This window comes from Akkermansiaceae bacterium (assembly GCA_019634595.1).
GTDB lineage: Bacteria > Verrucomicrobiota > Verrucomicrobiia > Verrucomicrobiales > Akkermansiaceae > Luteolibacter.
Genome location: JAHCBC010000001.1, coordinates 58,520 through 75,148, shown reverse-complemented (window position 1 = coordinate 75,148; position 16,629 = coordinate 58,520). Strand labels below are relative to the sequence as shown.

Below are 16,629 nucleotides of genomic sequence, written 5' to 3'. Positions count from 1 at the left end.
TTACGCGGATTTCACGGATTATTGAGAGGAGAAATTCGATTCAAGTCTCTTCAATCCGTGTTCATCTGCGTTCATTTGGCTCCGCCTATGTCCGCTGCGCTTCGATTGTGGTTGAAAATCTCTTCTCTCTTCAACGACAGAGACATTGCACTAAGTAGAATTAAAGGATTAAGAATGGATTCCGCAGATTTGGGAAGAAGCAGGAACCATCGGAGGGTCAAAGCATACCCTCCGGAGAATCAGAATCTGCGGAATCCATTCTTAATCTTCTTAATCTGCGCTGGAAAAAGCGACCTCCTACCATCGGATCCCAATCCTTAACGGCATTGGAATTCATTCCGCTTGGCTTCGCATGGTGGCTGGATTCTCCGGGGCGGAATGAATTCCGCGGTCCCAGGCATTTGAAGAGGGCACCCCTCCCCCCTTCCCTTTCCATTTCCCCCTCCGGGCCACTGGACACGGACGGAAAAACCGGATGGACTCCATCCCACCCGACCCAATGACAGCGCCCGCTCCCGCAGCCGCCTCCCGTTTCAGCCGCGCGTTGCGCAGCCTGTATGTCCAGGTCCTCATCGGCATCACCCTGGGGATTCTCCTCGGCCTGCTGGAACCCGGCTGGGGTTCGAAGCTGAAGCCGCTGGGCGACGCCTTCATCAACCTGGTGAAGATGATGATCGCCCCCATCATCTTCTGCACCGTCGTCACCGGCATCGGCGCGCTGGGCGACCTGAAAAAAGTCGGACGTGTCGGGCTGAAGGCCATCATCTACTTCGAGGTGGTCACCACCGTCGCCCTCGTCATCGGCCTGGTGGTGGTGAATGTCCTGAAGCCCGGCGAGGGCTTTTCCAGCACCGACATCGCCGATGCGAAGCCAATGGTGGCCGCCGCGGCCCCGCTCACGACCTCCGCCTTCCTGATGAACATCATCCCGAAGACCTTCGTCAGCGCGTTCGTCTCCGGGGAGATCCTGCAGGTCCTGCTCATCGCCATCTTCTCGGGCATCGCCCTTTCCATGATGGGTGAGAAGGGCAGGCCGGTCGTCGATCTGCTGCACCTCGCGGGCACGGCGTTCATGAAGATCATCGGCATGATCATGCACCTGGCGCCCATCGCTGCGTTCGGGGCCATGGCCTACACCATCGGGGAACACGGGGTCGGCTCGCTGGTGAAGCTGCTCTACCTGCTGGCGTGCGTCTATGTGACCTGCCTCGCCTTCGTGTTCATCGTACTGGGGGCCATCATGAAATCCATCGGCTTCAGCCTGTGGAAGTTCCTCCGCTACATCCGGGAGGAGCTGCTGCTGGTGCTGGGCACCTCTTCGTCCGAATCCGCCCTGCCGCCCATGCTGGAGAAAATGGAGCGCCTGGGCTGTGACAAGGCGGTCGTCGGACTGGTGCTGCCCACCGGGTATTCCTTCAACCTCGACGGCACGTCCATCTACCTGACCATGGCCGCCGTCTTCGTCGCCCAGGCGACCAACACGCCCCTCACCCTGCCGCAGCAGATCAGCATGCTGCTGGTGCTGCTGCTGACATCAAAGGGCGCGGCGGCCGTCACCGGAGGTGGCTTCGTCACCCTTTCCGCGACGCTCAACACCGTGAACACCCACCTCGTTTCCGGCCTGCCGCTGCTCGTCGGCATCGACCGCTTCATGTCGGAAGCCCGCGCCATCACCAATCTCATCGGCAACGGCGTCGCCACGCTTTTCATCGCCAACTGGGAGAAAGCCCTGAACCGTGAGCAGGCGAAAGCTGTGCTCGACACCAAAGGCCCGCACGAGATCAAGATCTGACACCTTTTCCCCTTAGCCATCCATGAAACCCATCCTCGCCCTCGTTTTCCTCACAGGACTCCTCCACGCCCAGCCCGCCGCCGTCGCGGAGAACAGCGCCGTCGTTCCGGTCGGCAAGCTGGAGAAAGACTTCTACGACTGGGACAAGCGCCACGCGGAGATCCTCGCCATCAAGGACCGCATCAACCCGGAGATCGTCCTCATCGGCGACTCCATAACCCACTTCTGGGGCGGCGAGCCTGCCGAGCCGAAGGGCAACCGCGGTGCGGACGCCTGGAAGGATCTGTTCGGCGAAAGGAAAGTGCTCAACCTCGGCTTCGGCTGGGACCGCACGCAGAACGTGCTGTTCCGCATCCAGGACGGCGAGCTGGACGGCCTGAAGCCGAAGCTGGTCGTGCTGCACATCGGCACCAACAACCTCTCCACCTCGAAGAACGCGCCGACGAACACCCCGGAGCAGGTCGCGGAGGGCATCGGTGCCATCATCGCCTCCGTGAAGAAAAAATGCCCGGACGCGAAGATCGTCCTCATGGGTGTGTTCCCCCGCGGTGAGAAGGCGGACAATCTGTTCCGCGCGAAGATCGCGGAGATCAACGTCATCCTTGCCAAGACCTACGCCAGCCAACCCGGCGTCACCTACCTGGACATCACGGAAAAGTTCCTCAACGCTGATGGATCGATGTCGAAGGAGGTGATGGGCGATTTCCTCCATCCGTCCGCGAAGGGCTACGCCATCTGGGCGGAGGCGCTGAAGGGGTATTTGCCGTAAGGGGGGCGTGGTGGGCGGAAGCGATGGGGTAGCGGAAGTCGTGAGACTTCCGGCTGGGGGGACGTCCACGAAAATCCGACGCCATTCTCTCGGGGACCGGAGCCGGTTTGTTAGATGCCATGCACCCCGCCGAAGCTCTAACGAGCTTCGCTACGCCTTTGATTCGCTACGCCCGGAGCGGACCCACAAGGGTAGCGGAAGTCGTGAGACTTCCGGCTGGGGGGACGTCCACGAAAATCCGACGCCATTCTCTCGGGGATCGCGGTCGGTTTGTTAGATGCCATGCACCTTGCCGAAGCTCTCACGAGCTTCGCTAGCCTTTGATTCGCTACGCCTGGAGCGGACCCACAAGGGTAGCGGAAGTCGTGAGACTTCCGGCTGGAGGGACGTCCACGAAAATTCGAGGCCATTCTCTCGGGGACCGGAGCCGGTTTGTTAGATGCCACGCACCCCGCTGAAGCTCTCACGAGCTTCGCTACGCCCCGCATCATGCCAGCGTTCCTACGGAGGGCTATCCCCCTGCCATTTCCGCCGCTCCTTGTGGTGCACTTTCCAGAACCGCTCGCGAAAGCCTGACAATGATCCTTCGCGCGGATCGAACTCAGGATACCCTGCGGCGATGGCTCCGAGATGTTCCCATTCCCTCCAATCTCCGACCAGGCCAGCGCTCACGGGATTGTTCAGGATGTAGAGCATCGTATCCTCGAAGGCGTCGGGATTCCTTTCGTTTTCATCCAGCACGTGCTCGTAGGCCTGCCTTTGGAGTTCATGGCCCGTCGCCGAGAGCAGATGGTTCCAGTGCGTGCGGAACAGCTTCATCGCATTCCTCTGGTCCGAGCCATCAGCGAGGCCGACAAGGAGGAAATGGCCGTGGTCCGGCATCAGGCAGTAGGCCGGGCAGATCAGATGATAACGCGCACAGACGTGGATCATCAGTTCCCGCAGGGCACCGTGGTGGGACGGGGTGAGCCATCCCCGTCCTCGGTCCCTGATGGACATCGTCCAATGCACCCATGCGGTGCTCTGATACCATCCGCGGGAAAGGCGGAGAAGCTCACCCGGCGGATCTTCGGACAATGACATGGAGGAACTATTTTCGCCGCATCCATCCCTGCGAGGATGAAGTGGCGGAGGAAGGATTTTTTCCGTGGGAGGAAGATGGTGGAAATGCAGGGGTAGCGGAAGCGATGGGGTAGCGGAAGTCGTGAGACTTCCGGCTGGGAAGACGGCCACGAAAAATCGACGCCTTCACTTGGGGACCGGAGCCGGCTTGTCCATGGTGGATTCACCCTGCCGAAGCTCTCACGAGCTTCGCTACCCTTGGAGTCGCCACTCCTCGCCCTCAAAAAACCGACGCCATTCTCTCGGTGACCGGAGCCGGTTTGTTAGATGCCATGCACCCCGCCGGAAGTCTCACGACTTCCGCTACCCATGGCTTCGCTACCCACATCAATCCCTCGGCAAGGTCACGCCGACCCGGAACGGCGGGCCGTCTTCCAGCGTGATCTCACCACCGTGGCTCCGGATGATCGACCGTGCGATGGAAAGGCCGAGGCCCGCTCCGCCGGTGCCGCGGTTCCTTGAATCCTCCAGCCGCACGAACGGATCGAACACGCGCTCCCGCTGGTCCGCGGGGATGCCCGGACCGTCGTCCTCCACCATCACTTCCAAGCCTTCCGCGGAGACTGCGAAACCCACCCGCGCGGATCCACCGTAGCGGACCGCATTCTCGATCACGTTCCGGAACGCGCGGCGCAGCGCGTCCGGGCGGCAGCGCCAAACGGTGCGCTCCCCTTCCCTGAAACCCACCTTCCAGCCGATCTCGCAAAGGTCCGCGCACAGGCTGCCGAGCAACGCGTTGATGTCGGTGGGGCGTGTTTCCTCCGTCACCGCCTCTTCACGGGCGAAGGCGAGGGTGGACTCCGCCATCGCCTTCATCTCATCCAGCGTGGAGATCATCTTCGTGCGCGTCTCCTCATCATCGATGAACTCCGCGCGCAGGCGCATGGAGGTGATGGGCGTGCGCAGGTCATGGCTGATGGCGGCTACCATGCGCGTGCGGTCCTCCACGAAGCGGCGCAGGCGCGACTGCATGCGGTTGAAGGCGACCGTCAGGTGCCTGACATCATCCGCTCCTTCCTCCGGCAGCGGCGGGACTTCCTCGCCGCGACCCACGCGTTCGGCGGAGTCCGTCAACCGCCGCAGCGGGCGGGCCAGCCTGCGCACCAGCAACACGGAAACGAGCGTCAGCAGCACCGCCGCGATGGCCAGCGACAGGTAGTGGAACCACGGCGGGCCGGACACCGCGCCGGGCTTCGCATACACGGCGTTCAGCCACAGGCCCTCCTTCACCGGCACCACCAGGCCGAATCCGTTCCAGTCCTTCAGCACCGCCATCCTCGCTTCCGGGGAGGCGAAGCGGTTCTCGCCCGCGGGAGCCTCCCACCGCGCCCGTGGCTGCGGTGGCAGCAGGGACGCCTCCGGCGGGCGGGCGGACTCCAGCAGGCGCGCGCCCGCATCCGCCTGCCAAGCCAGCATTTCACCCGGCCCGGTGCCCGTCATCCAGAACCGGACCACGCCCGTGTTCGTCGCCCGCAGGATCTCCGGATGGAGCGAGGGATCCACCGTGTCCACCAGCCGCGCGACCGCCGCCGCCCGCGCCAGGAACTCATCCCGCCGCAGCTCCAGCACCGTCCGCGCCTGCTCCGCACGATAGATATAGTAGAAAAGGATCTGCGATGCCGCCAGCGCAACCAGCGTCAGCGCGATCCACTGGCCCGTCAGGCTCCGCATCCAGAAGCGTCTCATAGCCGCACCACCTTCCCCGTGAAGCAGTAGCCGTCACCCCAGTGCGTCTTGATCAGGCCCGGAGCCTTCGGATCATCCTCGATCTTTTTCCGCAGGCGGCTCACCTGGTTGTCGATGCTACGGTCCCACACCTCCGCCTCCCGGCCGCAGGTCAGGTCCAGCAGCTCGTCACGGCCCAGCACTTTCCCCGGGTGTTCCAGAAAGACGCTCAGCAGGCGGAACTCCGCGGAGCTGAGCGGCACCGCCACGCCGTCCTCACCCGTCACCTCCTGCCGGGAAAGGTCCAGCACCTTTCCGTCGAAGCGCACCTTCCCGCCGCCCTCCAGCACGCCCGGTTCCTCCACCGCCTGCGACCGCCGCAGCACCGCGCGGATGCGGGCCAGCAGCTCGCGCGGGTTGAACGGCTTCACCAGATAGTCATCCGCGCCGATCTCCAGGCCCACGATGCGGTCGGTGTCCTCCGCCATCGCCGTCAGGAAAATGACCGGCAGCCGGGATCCCGCGCGCAGGTCACGGCACAGCGACAGCCCGTCCTCGCCCGGCATCATGATGTCCAGCACCGCCAGGTCGAAGGATTCCTCCACCAGCAGTTTCCGGAACTCCGCCGCGTTCGGCGCGACCGTCACCCGGTAGCCGTGCTGCCCCAGATACCGCGCCACCAGCTCGCGGATCTCCTGGTGGTCATCCACCACGGCGATGTGCGGGATCATTTCCATACGGGGTCATCCACCCTAGCAGCCATCCCCCGCGCAGGCCCGCGGAATATTGTCGCAAAGTGTGCCAGCCACCCTGCCAGCCCCGACATTTTGCGACAATAAACTTCACACCCGGACAAGCATTTCACCCTTCCGCGTGCTAGATATCCTTGCATCCCTCCGTTGGGGCGGATGCCCTACACGCCTCCGCCCGACACACGGGGGCCCCACTCCGCCTGATATGAAAAAACGCTGGATAGTCCTTCTGCTCGCCCTCGCCGGCATCTCCGCCTTCGCCTACACGCGGATCAAGTCCGGCGGAGGAAAGGCGGAGGAACGAAAAGGGAACGGCAACCAGCCGGTGGCCGTCACCATCGAGAAAGTCCGGCAGGAAAACGTGCCCGTCTGGCTCACCGGCATCGGCACCGTGCAGGCGTCCAATACCGTCACCGTCCGCCCGCGTGTCGGCGGCGCGCTCGAAAAAATCAACTTCACCGAGGGTGCCATCGTCAATGCCGGGGATGTCATCGCGGAGATCGACCCGCGTCCTTTCGAGTCCGCGCTAGCCCAGGCCGTGGCAAAGAAGACGCAGGATGAGGCCCAGCTCGCCAACGCCCGGCTGGAGGAGGCCCGCTTTTCAGGATTACTGAGAAATGACGCCGTCAGCCAGCAGCAGGCGGACCAGGCAACCGCCACCGTCTCCCAGCTCGAGGCGCTGGTGAAGGCGGATGACGCCGCCATCGACGCCGCGAAGCTCGACCTGGAGTTCACCAAGGTCCGCGCCCCCATTTCCGGACGCACCGGCGTGCGGCTGGTGGACGCGGGCAACCTCGTCACCGCGAACCAGGAGACCGGCATCGTCGTCATCACGGAGATCCAGCCCATCTCCGTCATCTTCACCCTGCCGCAGCAGCACCTGGCCGCGCTCCACGCCGCCACGAAGGACAACGCTCAGAAACCCCGGGTGGAGGCGATGGGCGATGACTCCCAGGTGCTGGGCGAGGGTGGACTGGAACTCATCGACAACCAGATCGACACCGCCACCGGTACCATCCGCCTGAAGGCGACCTTCCGGAACGAAAACCTCGCCCTGTGGCCGGGCCTTTATGTCTCCGCCCGCATCCTGGTGGACACGCTGGCGGATTCGCTGGTCGTTTCCCCGGAGGTCGTGCAGCCCGGCCTGGACGGACAGTTCGCCTATCTGCTGAAAAGCGACAACACCGTGGAGGCCCAACCCATCACCACCGGCCTGCGGCTTCCCGACGGCATCGTCGTCAGGGAAGGCCTGAAGGCCGGTGACAGCGTCATCTCCAACGGCCACGCCAAGCTCCGCCCCGGCTCGAAGGTCGCACCCCAGGAACCCACCAAAGCGCCGTGAGCATTTCCGAGCCATTCATCCGCCGGCCGGTCGCCACGGCCCTCCTCACGCTGGCCATCGTGCTGGTCGGCATGGTCGCCTTCCCGAATCTCTCCGTCGCGCCGCTGCCACAGGTGGAGTTCCCCACCATCCAGGTTTCCTCCAGCCTGCCCGGGGCCAGCCCGGAAACCATGGCCTCCTCCGTGGCCACGCCGCTGGAGAACCAGTTCGCGAAGATCCCGGGCATCACCCAGATGAGTTCGTCCAGCGGACTGGGCAGCACCTCGATCACCATCCAGTTCGACCTCAACGTCAACATCGACGGAGCCGCGCAGGAGGTCCAGTCCGCCATCAACGCCGCCGCGGGACAACTCCCCACCAACCTCCCCAGCCCGCCGAACTACCGGAAGGTGAACCCGGCGGACTCCCCCATCCTCATCCTCGGTCTCACTTCGGAAGTCCTGCCGCTCACCGAGGTCAGCGACTATGGCAACAACGTCATCGCCCAGCAGCTTTCCCAGGTGCCCGGTGTGGCGCAGGTGGACATCATGGGCGAGCGGAAGCCCGCGGTGCGCGTGCAGGTGGACCCCGGCAAACTCGCCTCCCTGGGCCTGTCGCTGGAGGACGTCCGCGGCGTCATCGCCTCCTCCACCGTCAACTCGCCGAAAGGCAGCATCAACGGCCCGAAACAGGCGCTCTCCATCTACGCCAACGACCAGATCCTCAAGGCGGAGCCTTACAACGACCTGATCCTCGCCTACCGCAACGGCGCGCCCATCCGCGTCCGTGACGTGGGCCAGGCGGTCGATGGGCCGGAGCAGCTCCGCTCCGCCGCCCTGGTCAACAACCAGCGCGGCGTCGGCCTCATCATCCGCAAGCAGGCGGAGGCCAACGTGCTGGACACCATCGCCCGCATCAAGGAGATGCTGCCGGAACTGCAGGCCGCCATCCCGCCCGCCATGAAGGTGGAGCTGGTCAGCGACCGCAGCCGCACCATCCGTTCCTCCGTGGAGGAGGTGGAACTCCATCTTCTCCTCACCATGGGGCTGGTCACGCTGGTCGTCTTCGTCTTCCTGCGGAACACCCGCGCCACCCTCATCTCCAGCGCGGTGGTTCCCATCTCCATCATCGCCACCTTCGCGGTGATGTACATGCTCGGCTTCAGCCTGAACAACCTCTCGCTGATGGCCCTCACCATCTCCGTCGGCTTCGTCATCGACGACGCCATCGTGATGCTGGAAAACATCTACCGCCACATCGAGGAAGGCATGCCGCCGATGGAGGCCGCGCTGAAGGGTGCGAAACAGATCGGCTTCACCATCCTCTCCATCACCCTCTCCCTCATCGCCGTCTTCATCCCCGTGCTGCTCATGGGCGGCATCGTCGGCCGGCTTTTCCGCGAGTTCGCCATCACCGTCACCGTCGCGGTCCTCATCTCCGGCTTCGTCTCGCTGACCTTCGTGCCGATGATGTGCGGCAGGTTCCTGAAGCACCACGACGCGCCTGACCCGAAGAAGGTATGGGGCAAGCTGGACCGCATGGCGGAGAACTTCTTCCAGTCCATCGAGCGGATGTATGAGTCGAGCCTGGCCTTCATCCTCCGCCACCAGCGGCTCACGCTGCTGTCGCTCGTCGTCACCATCGGCCTCACCGGCTTCGTCTTCATGAAGATGCCGAAGGGCTTCTTCCCGCAGCAGGACACCGGCCTGCTGGACGTCACCATCGAGGCGTCCGCTGACACCTCCTACGAGGCGATGTACGCCTACACCATCAAGGTGGGCGAGATCGTCGGCGCGGACCCCGGCGTGCTGGCCTACCAGTGCCGCATCGGCGGTGGCGGACGTGGGGGCGGCGGCAGCAACTCCAGCCGTTTCTTCGTCACGCTGAAAGAGCGCGGCGAGCGCGACAACGTGCAGGAGATCACCAACCGGCTACGGAAAAAGACCGCCGGCATCGTCGGCATCACCACCTTCTTCTCCGCCCGCCAGGACCTGAACGTCGGCGGCATGATGTCGAAGACCCAGTACCAATACACGCTGCGCAGCGCGGACTCCGACGAACTGAACACCTGGGCGCCCCGCATCCTGGAAAAGCTCAAGGGCGTGTCCCAGCTCCGCGACGTGGCCTCCGACCAGGAATCCGCCGCGCCTTCCCTCAACATCGAGATCGACCGCGAGGCGGCCTCCCGCTTCGGCATCGAGACGAACGCCATCAACGGCGCGCTCTACAACGCCTTCGGCGAGCGGCAGGTCACCCAGTTTTACACCCAGGTGAACCAATACAAGGTCATCATCGAGGTTCCCCCGTCCATGCAGGCGGACACCTCCACCTTCGACAAGATCTTCATCACCTCCCCGCTGAACAACCGCCAGGTGCCGCTGTCATCGCTCATCCGCTTCAACACCGGTGCGCCGAAGCCGCTTTCCGTGAACCACCTGGGCCAGTACCCGGCGGTCACCATTTCCTTCAATCTCGCGCCCGGCTACGCCCTCGGCGACGCCGTCACCGCGGTGGAGCAGACCAGCCGCGACATGGGCGTGCCGCCCAGCCTGACCGGCTCCTTCCAGGGCAGCGCGCAGGCCTTCCAGTCCTCGCTGAAGTCGCAGCCCTACCTCATCCTCGCGGCCATCATCGCCATCTACATCATCCTGGGCATGCTGTATGAGAGCTTCATCCACCCGTTGACCATCCTCTCCACCCTGCCGTCCGCGGGTCTGGGCGCGCTGCTCACCCTGTGGGCCTTCGGCCATGACATCGGCGTCATCGCCATCATCGGCATCCTCCTGCTCATCGGCATCGTGAAAAAGAACGCCATCATGATGATCGACTTCGCCATCGAGGCGGAGCGCGACCATGGCAAGGAACCGTATGACGCCATCTTCGAGGCGTGCATCAAGCGTTTCCGCCCCATCATGATGACCACGCTGGCGGCCATGGTCGGCGGCATCCCGCTGGCGCTCGGCCACGGTGACGGCTCGGAGCTGCGCCAGCCGCTGGGCTATGCCATCGTCGGCGGCCTCATCCTCAGCCAGGCGCTCACGCTCTACACCACGCCCGTCGTCTATCTGTTCTTCGACCGCCTGGTGCAGCGGAAGAAAGCCGGGCAGGAAGAACGCAAGGCGCTCCCCGCTCCAGACCCGGAACCCGCCTGATCACTTGCCGTATTCCACATGCACCGTCTCCTGACGGTGGTGGCCGCAGCAGTCGCTGGGGTCCGCCGCGATCCTGCAACGGCTGCAGTCCGGCCGCATCGTATGCGGGTCGAGCGGGCAGTTCGTCCGGCAGGACGACGAGAACATGGCCAGCGCGGCCAGCGGCAACATTACCAGATATTTCATGGTCGGGGTGGGTGGGTGGAACAGGGCGCGGAGGATTCCGTGGAACCACCGGGCACATCAAGCATGCCAGCACGGCCATCATTCCGCAATTTCAAAGTAATTGCGGCCCGCCGGAGGCGGAGAGGCCGGATGGCACACGGTGGAGGGGAAAGCCGCCCTATGGGGTCACGGGCGGACTTGGGGTGATGACCTTCCAATACGAATGACACCCTGCTTTCCGAAGTTCGCGGAGAATGTCGCCGCCGCCGGGAGGAATGCGCTCCGGAACCCGGAGTGAAATCACGCGGACCAGGAGAACAAACCGCATCAAACATCTCATGATCAAGGTGCCCGGGCCATGCACCAAGGCACTTATAACGTCATAACCGGATTCCATCTTCTCCGGTTTGATTTGCTCTAACAGCTATGGGAACGATGACAGTCCACCACCTTTCGGACTTCTCCGGAGGCATGTGATGAAATCCCAGGGAAGCATGTTTTGGCGTATCTGAACGACCACCACCCCACAGGGTCAGCAGACACCCAGCCATCACCTGCACCCGCACCCATACACATACATGAAAACGATAGCAATCGGTTGCGCGTTGGCCGCAGCACCCACACTGGCTTTCAGCCAGTCCATCATCAACTCCACGGAGTTCTTCAACCCGGACTTCGAGGCGAGGCGCCCCGGCGCCGGCGGGGTGATCGCCGTGCAGGTCAACAATGACGTGTACCGGAACACCCCCGCCAGCCAAACCAGCGGGAACGTGACCTGGACCCATGGCGCGGGAGGCTTCGCCGAAGCGGGCGTGGTGGCTGTGGGCGGTGTCGAGCTGGCCGCTTTCACCGAAACGACGGGGGACACCCTGGTCTTCGGCCGGGAACTGACGACCAGCGGAGTGCTGGCCCTGCTCGAACCGGCCCTGAACGCGGTCGTGGGAGCCAACGTCCTGGCCACCTGGTCATCCCAGGCCACCGTGACCGGCCTGTCCATCGCTCCCGGCCAGATCTATGAAGCACGGTTCAACGTATCCTCGGGGGAGAACCTTCCCGTGGATCTGCTGGATTCCCTTACCTTCGGGATCACCAATCCGGAAGTGAGCGGGGCGCTGGGAGGAGGTGCGCAACTTCTCGATGTACTGGGATTGCTGACCTTGGGATCGGCCAGCTCCACCGGTGACTACGTCTTCCAGTTCACCTCCAGCGCGGCGCTGAGTTCCCTGACATTCAGCTTCGATGCGACTTCCACGGTCAGCCTCGGACTGTTGGGCGATGTGGAAGGCAACCAGAACGTGCTGACCTTCTCCGGCTTCGAGGTGGTCCCGATCCCCGAACCCGGCTCCCTCGCGCTGGGCGGCATGGCCGGGGTTGCCCTGCTCATCCGCAGAAAGCGCCGCGGCTAGCTCCCTGATCCGGACTCCCTCCCCCACTCTTTGGGGCCAGGCGCATATCATCCCATCCCCCCATACAGCGGATGAGGCGGACACCCTCCGCACCCATCGAAAAGCATGACTTTGCCAGTTGGAAAAAGATACGACGCCATCCGCGGAAAACCGATCCGCCGCATCGCCCGATCACAGCCGAAATGCCGAACCGGAACCTGAACCCACCTCCGCCACCCTGACCCATGCGCGTGATGGCGGGATGCCCCGGCGGCCCAACCCAAATCCCGAACACCATCCCTGCCATGAAAGCCACACACCCATCTGGTTTGACCAAAGCGCGCCCACTCCGGCGCTGGATCACCTGCCTGGCCTTTGGCGTCGCCCCGGCACTCACCGCCCAGGAGTTGTCCAAGGACCTCCATCCCGCGGATGTACGTCCTCTCGCCGCCGATGATCTGAGGGGCCGGGATGCCCGGCGATTCGCCGAGATCACCGTCCCCGGCACCTATGAAGTCCCGGCCATGAAGGCAGCCCCCCATTTCCCCCGGGAGGGCGTGATCCACGCTTCCCAGAGTCTCGCCACCCTCGGCATCACGGAGGCGGTTCCGGTCAGCATCGAGGATGTCGTGGACCTCTCCATACTCCGCGATCCGTCTCCATTCAGGAAAGCCGCCGTGGCCGCAGGCATCTCCGGCACGGAGGCATCCGCCGGCAACCTGTCCATGGGACTGGCCCTCCTCGCCGCCACCTACGGCACCCCGGCTGAAAGCGGGGGAACCACCGGTTGCGCCGCCGTGGCCCTCACCGTCCGGCAGCGAGTGAAACTGGATCCCTCCGCGGTCCTCGGAATCGTGGGGGAAGAGATCACCGCGCACAACACCTGCGCCTGTGAGGTGGTGAAAGCCGCGCTCACCGCCACCGGTGCGGACGCGGCGCTCGCTTCGCGCATCGTCGAGGCGGCCGCGACCGCCGCCCCGGAATCCATGCGCCTCGCCGCGCAGTGCGCCATCGCCGCCGTGCCGGAGGCGCTCGCGGAGGTGCAGGCGGTGCTGGCCAGGCTCGATCCCGGCGGCGGTGAGGGCGGCCATTCAGCGAAATCCGCCAAGGGAGCAACCAGCGCCGACGCGCTCACCCCACCACGGCCGCCCGCCGACAAGGGGGATCCCCTCAACCGCGGAATCCTATGGATCGCCCCCCACCTTCCGTTCAACCCTCCCTTCCCGCTCCCTCCCGTCACCCCGGTGGATCCCGGGGTGTGAGGACAGCGGGAAAATGTGGCCGGGCCATCTTGGCCCAGGCCGCTGCCATCACTTCTCCACCAGCAATCCCGAGTAACCAGCCGGCACCACCACGCGGCCCTTCCAGAAGGCCGGCGGGTTCGCATTGCTGTTGAGCGGGATGCGCTTCAGCAGCCTGGGGCTGGCCTTGTCCGTGAAATCATAGATGTGCAGGTTCTTCGCCATGCGGTTGACGACTGCCAGCTTTCCGCTCTCCGGGTCATGGTTCGGCAGGCCTTCCCAGTCACTCTTCGGGAACATGGCGCGGCTGATGGCGGACTCATCCGGCACATCATCCGGCATCCGGTCCTGGCCGGGGAATTTGTTCCGCTGCAGTTCGCGCGTCGCGACGGGCTTTTCCGGATCGAAGAACGCGTAGCCACCGGCACGCATAGACAGCACCTGGTCGCCGAAGGCAGCGACACCGCCCGTCTGGGAGCAAAGCGGAAAGGTGTCATACCACACGTCTTTCGGCTTCCCATCCTTCAGGTCGAACACCATCAGCCCGCCGCAATGCCGGGCGATGGAGAAGTAGCGGTCCTTCGCCAGGTTCTGCGAACCATAGCTGCCGTAGAGCAACTGGCCGCCGCTCCTGCCGTGGACGACCTTCGGCTTCTCCGGATCGGTGAAATCGACGAAGCTGACCTTCGTTCCCGCGCACGTCGCGGCGACGATGTGGCTGCCCTCGAACGCCCACAGGAACTGCACGAAGTTCAGCGCAGGCTCCAGCACCGGCAGGCGGCCGATCTCCACCACCTCCGTCGCCGACTTGATCCGATACAAGCCGATGCCGTCCTGTCCCTCCGCGACATAGAGACGGTCGCCGGAGCGTTTCACATCCGCGGCGTACCTGATGTCCACCTTGCCGATGCGCTCCACGCCGTTTTCGGAAAGCCGGTGGATGCCCAGGCCATCCCACACGTTCGCGGTGTAGGCGGTGTCACCATGGACGGCCACTCCGCGTGTGGGATTTGACGGTTCCGGGCCGGAGGTGTGGAAATGCTCCGCGCTTTCACCCTGATACGGTTTTGCGGGCAGCTTTGGCAGCGCCCCGGTGTCACGTGGCTCCGGCTTCGCCTGGCCGGGGAACTCCGCCAGATAGATGCCGGTGAAGTTTCCGGACATGTAGAGCACCCCGTCACCAACGGCGATGGAGGAGATCGGGTCCCCCTGGATGATGGCGGGGTCCGCGATCTGCTTGAACGGCACGGCGATCTCCGGATTCTCCGGATCCACCTTCGGCAGCACCAGATTGCCGAGGATCTTCGGCTGTTTCAGGTCGGCGATGTCCACCAGGAACAGGCCGTTGATGGTGTCCGAGGCGAAGCAGAGGTTCCCGGAAATACGAGGCGTCCAGTAGTCGCACGGGCCGAAGTAGTAGGTGGGGAACTGCACCCGGGAGAGCTTCACCGGCTTGTGCGGGTCCGTGATGTCGAAGATGTCCAGCCCATGCCCCGCGCCGTGGCGCTCCTCCTCCGGACCGCTCTTCCTGTGCTGGCCGGTGGAGGCGAACAAGGTGTTGCCGCGCACCGCCATGCCATCGCCGTAGCCGTCCAGCTTGATGCCGGACAGCGTCCGTGGCGCGGAAAGGTCCGCCACGTCGATCACCGTCACCTCGCCCCCCGCCCAGTCCCCGCTGAACAGCAGGTTGTCCCGGTAGAGAACGGATTGGGACTCGTCCGTGGTGTAGGAGGAAAGGTGCTTCATCCGCGCGGGATCGGACACGTCCACACACTGGATGCCATAGACGCGGTTGCCGATGAAGGCGACGTCGCCCGCCACATCCAGGCCGGTCGCCATCTCCACCGCGTCGAAGTTGGAGAGGATCACCGGCTTCGTCTCGTCCGAAACATCGACCGCCCACAGGCCGAACTGGCGGGAGGTGACGAAGGCGGTCTTTCCGCTGACGCGCAACTGCCGCACGTTCCCCATGCCGCCGACATGGCCCAGTTTTTTCGGCTGTTTCGGGTCGCCGATGTCATAGATGGAAAGCCCTCCGCCCTCCAGCGCATAGAGCCTGCCGCCTGATATCTCCAGCGCGAGAGTCCCCGCGGTGCCGGGTATTTTCCGGAACGGGATGGCCTTTCCATACTCCGCCCCTGGATGGGCGTTGGTGATGAATCCGTCCTGCCCGGAAGCCGCTTCCAGGAGGGTGAAGCACAGAACAGCAGGGAGGAAAATGCGTCTGAGGGCGGAGCTATGGCGGTTCATGGAGGCCACAGGATGACCATCACGGCGGATGCGGCCAGAACTTTTGCCCGCCCCGCGCCCTACCGCCAGAGCACCCTTTGGCATGGACACCAGGAATGTGAATCCATCCACTAGCAACCACGCCTGCGCCTGCCCAGCGCCACCACCGCCCCAGCGACCGCCAGCATGCCCGCCGCAGGTTCCGGAACCGCCGTCAGCTCACCGGTGATGATGATGTTGTCGTAACGGAAGTTCTGCGCGGTGTTCGTGATGGTCGTGCGGTAGTTGAAGAACCGCAACGTCACGCTCTCTCCGCCCTGCACCAGCGGGATGCCATCCAGATTTCCGGCAGCTCCCGCCCCTGACACCCAGGTGCTGACGCCGCCGGAGTAAAGGCCGCCCATCAGGCTCGGTCCGGCGAAGTTGTTCGACGTTCCGGAATGGTTGTAGCGGACAAAGAAATTACGGCCGCTGGTATCGTTGCTGGCGGTGTAGTCCAGGTTCAGCGTCGTCAGATCCAGCACATACCCGGCCGCCGGGCTGATCACGATGTCAAAGTAGTGGGTCAGCGCCGCGACCTCCGCCTCCGTGTCATTCGACGCCGTGGTGTTCGGGAAAAAGACACTCAGGTGGCCGCCGGCGTTGCCCTCGGTGTTGGACAGGATGAAGCGGTTCGCGGAGGTCGGGCTGTCCGCCGGCCCCGTGGCGGTTGCCGCAGTCTGGTACCCGCTGGGAGTGATGGTGGATGCCGTCAGGTTCGTGGTGGTGATCCCGCCTGCCAGCACCGATGTCGGCGCCAGGCGCTCCTCGGCGGTCCCGGTGGCATTGAAAGCATATGTCACCTGCACGGTGGCCCCCATAACCGGGGCTGCGGAACAAGCGGCAACCGCAAAGGCTGCCAGCAGCTTCCGTGATCCGGCGCGTTCCGAGCGGAAAACGGAGGGTAGGTAAAAATGGGAGGAAGTCTGATCCATCCTTTAGCTTCAACAGTTTTCATCTCCTCCCGTCAATCAGATTTGATGGCGGCGACGTGCAA

General features: G+C 64.1%; 12 protein-coding genes. 6 read left to right on the top strand and 6 right to left on the bottom strand.

Annotated features, from left to right (window positions below):
* Positions 1-499 precede the first annotated feature (499 nt).
* The gene (gene dctA / locus KF712_00365) at positions 500-1,792 is read left to right on the top strand and encodes a C4-dicarboxylate transporter DctA (protein ID MBX3739411.1); all 1,293 of its coding nucleotides are present in this window, start codon (positions 500-502) and stop codon (positions 1,790-1,792) included.
* Between the two features lie 22 nt (positions 1,793-1,814).
* On the top strand, positions 1,815-2,561 hold the full coding sequence (locus KF712_00360; protein MBX3739410.1) for an acetylhydrolase: 747 nt from the start codon (positions 1,815-1,817) through the stop codon (positions 2,559-2,561).
* A 501-nt stretch (positions 2,562-3,062) separates the two neighbouring features.
* Here the strand turns inward: KF712_00360 and KF712_00355 are convergent.
* The 3 genes from KF712_00355 to KF712_00345 form a co-directional block, all read right to left on the bottom strand.
* Positions 3,063-3,644, bottom strand: coding sequence for a transposase (locus KF712_00355; GenBank protein ID MBX3739409.1), 582 nt, complete (start codon positions 3,642-3,644; stop codon positions 3,063-3,065).
* Between the two features lie 366 nt (positions 3,645-4,010).
* Complete coding sequence (locus KF712_00350) at positions 4,011-5,369, bottom strand: HAMP domain-containing protein (protein MBX3739408.1); 1,359 nt, start codon at positions 5,367-5,369, stop codon at positions 4,011-4,013.
* A complete protein-coding gene (locus KF712_00345) occupies positions 5,366-6,085 on the bottom strand; it encodes a response regulator (protein MBX3739407.1) in 720 nt (239 codons plus the stop codon). The genes KF712_00350 and KF712_00345 overlap by 4 nt, the downstream gene beginning before the upstream one ends.
* Positions 6,086-6,305: 220 nt before the next feature.
* On the opposite strand from KF712_00345, the gene KF712_00340 reads away from it, so the two are divergent.
* Positions 6,306-7,442: an efflux RND transporter periplasmic adaptor subunit gene (locus tag KF712_00340; GenBank protein MBX3739406.1), complete on the top strand. Its 1,137-nt coding sequence runs from the start codon at positions 6,306-6,308 to the stop codon at positions 7,440-7,442.
* Positions 7,439-10,573, top strand: coding sequence for an efflux RND transporter permease subunit (locus KF712_00335; GenBank protein ID MBX3739405.1), 3,135 nt, complete (start codon positions 7,439-7,441; stop codon positions 10,571-10,573). Before KF712_00340 ends, KF712_00335 begins: the two co-directional genes overlap by 4 nt.
* Here the strand turns inward: KF712_00335 and KF712_00330 are convergent, their stop codons facing one another.
* Entirely contained in the window at positions 10,574-10,759 is a 186-nt protein-coding gene (locus tag KF712_00330; protein MBX3739404.1) for a hypothetical protein, read from the bottom strand.
* A gap of 557 nt (positions 10,760-11,316) precedes the next feature.
* On the opposite strand from KF712_00330, the gene KF712_00325 reads away from it, so the two are divergent.
* Both KF712_00325 and KF712_00320 read left to right on the top strand, forming a co-directional pair.
* Positions 11,317-12,144 (top strand): PEP-CTERM sorting domain-containing protein, encoded by an 828-nt coding sequence (locus KF712_00325; GenBank protein MBX3739403.1) that lies wholly within the window; start codon positions 11,317-11,319, stop codon positions 12,142-12,144.
* A 284-nt stretch (positions 12,145-12,428) separates the two neighbouring features.
* On the top strand, positions 12,429-13,385 hold the full coding sequence (locus KF712_00320; GenBank protein MBX3739402.1) for a hypothetical protein: 957 nt from the start codon (positions 12,429-12,431) through the stop codon (positions 13,383-13,385).
* 48 nt (positions 13,386-13,433) lie between these two features.
* Here the strand turns inward: KF712_00320 and KF712_00315 are convergent, their stop codons facing one another.
* Positions 13,434-15,614 (bottom strand): hypothetical protein, encoded by a 2,181-nt coding sequence (locus KF712_00315; protein MBX3739401.1) that lies wholly within the window; start codon positions 15,612-15,614, stop codon positions 13,434-13,436.
* Positions 15,615-15,724: 110 nt separating this feature from the next.
* Entirely contained in the window at positions 15,725-16,435 is a 711-nt protein-coding gene (locus KF712_00310; GenBank protein MBX3739400.1) for a hypothetical protein, read from the bottom strand.
* Between the last annotated feature and the right edge of the window lie 194 nt (positions 16,436-16,629).